The organism is Microbacterium sp. B24, assembly GCF_000333415.1.
GTDB lineage: Bacteria > Actinomycetota > Actinomycetes > Actinomycetales > Microbacteriaceae > Microbacterium.
Window position 1 is genome coordinate 1 of sequence record NZ_BADB01000408.1, and the last position, 1,478, is coordinate 1,478.

Genomic DNA, 1,478 nt, shown 5'->3' on the forward strand with positions numbered 1-1,478 from the left:
CGTCAGCCGGAGAGACACCGGTGTGCACCTGCCGGCGGCGCGTCTTGCGCTCCGCCAGCTCGACGACCTCATCGCCGAAGGGCTGGGCGGCAAGGACTGCACGTTGGTCGCGCGCTTCGCCTCGCCGGACGGCACCCTCCGCGGCTACGACCCGTCGCGTGACGGCGTCTCCGCGGCCTGACGCCGATATCTCCCGCACACCCCGATCGAGAGGGCACTTCATGACCACCGCATCCGCATCTGCCACCACCGACGAGCCCATCGGCTCGGTCACGGTGATCCCGCACATCGTCGCGGGCGAACGCGTCGGCCCGACAGGGCGCACCGGTCCCGTCTTCAACCCCGCCACGGGCCGCCAGAGCGCAGAGGTCGCCCTCGCCTCGGCCGCGTTCGTCCATGACGTCGCCCGCCGCGCGCAGGCCGCTCAGCGCGGCTGGCGCGACACCGGTCTCGGCAAGCGCCAGCAGGTGATGTTCCGCCTCCGCGAGATCGTCGCCTCCCGCGCCGAGGAGCTGGCGCGCATCATCACGGCCGAGCACGGCAAGACCGTCGACGACGCCCTCGGCGAAGTCGCTCGAGGGCTCGAGAACGTCGAGTTCTGCACGAGTCTGATGCACCACCTCAAGGGCGACTACTCCGAGCAGGTCGCCTCGGGCGTGGACGTCCACCAGGTTCGTCAGCCCGTCGGCGTGGTCGCCTGCATCACTCCGTTCAACTTCCCCGCGATGGTGCCGCTGTGGATGGTGACCACCGCCATCGCCGCGGGCAACGCCGTGATCCTCAAGCCCAGCGAACGCGACCCGTCGGCGGCCGTCTGGCTGGCCGAGGCCTTCGCCGAGGCGGGGCTTCCCGACGGCATCCTCAACGTCGTCCACGGCGACAAGGAGGCCGTGGATGCGCTGCTGGACGACCCGGTCGTGCGGGCGGTGTCGTTCGTGGGATCGACGCCGATCGCGAAGTACATCTACGCGCGGGCGGCCGAGAACGGCAAGCGCGTTCAGGCGCTGGGCGGAGCGAAGAACCACATGATCGTCATGCCGGATGCCGATCTGGACGCCGCTGCGGATGCGGCGGTGTCGGCGGCGTACGGCTCGGCGGGGGAACGCTGCATGGCCGTGTCGGTCGTCGTCGCGGTGGGCGAGGTCGCCGACGCGCTCATCGGCAAGGTCGCCGAGCGCATCGGCGGACTGGTCGTCGGCGACGGCACCGATCCCGCCACCGACATGGGTCCGCTGATCACCCGCGACGCGCTCGATCGCGTGACCGGCTTCGTCGCGGGGGCCGCGGACGAGGGAGCCCGCGTCGTGGTCGACGGCCGCGAGGTCACCGTGGACGGGGGCGGGTTTCTCATCGGTCCCTCGCTCGTCGACGGCGTCACGCCGGGCATGCGCGTCTACGACGAGGAGGTCTTCGGGACCGTGCTGTCCGTGGTGCGTGTCGCCACCTACGACGACGCGGTCGCGCTGATCAACGCCAAC

General features: G+C 71.2%; 1 protein-coding gene and 1 pseudogene. Both read left to right on the forward strand.

Going from position 1 to position 1,478, the window contains the following annotated elements; translation table 11 throughout:
* Nucleotides 1-181 (forward strand): annotated as a pseudogene (locus tag I5I_RS12205) (3-hydroxyisobutyrate dehydrogenase); the annotation flags it as partial.
* A gap of 40 nt (nt 182-221) precedes the next feature.
* Nucleotides 222-1,478, forward strand: a 1,257-nt coding sequence (gene mmsA / locus I5I_RS12210) for a CoA-acylating methylmalonate-semialdehyde dehydrogenase (RefSeq protein WP_036319982.1), incomplete at its 3' end; no start/stop codon positions are given.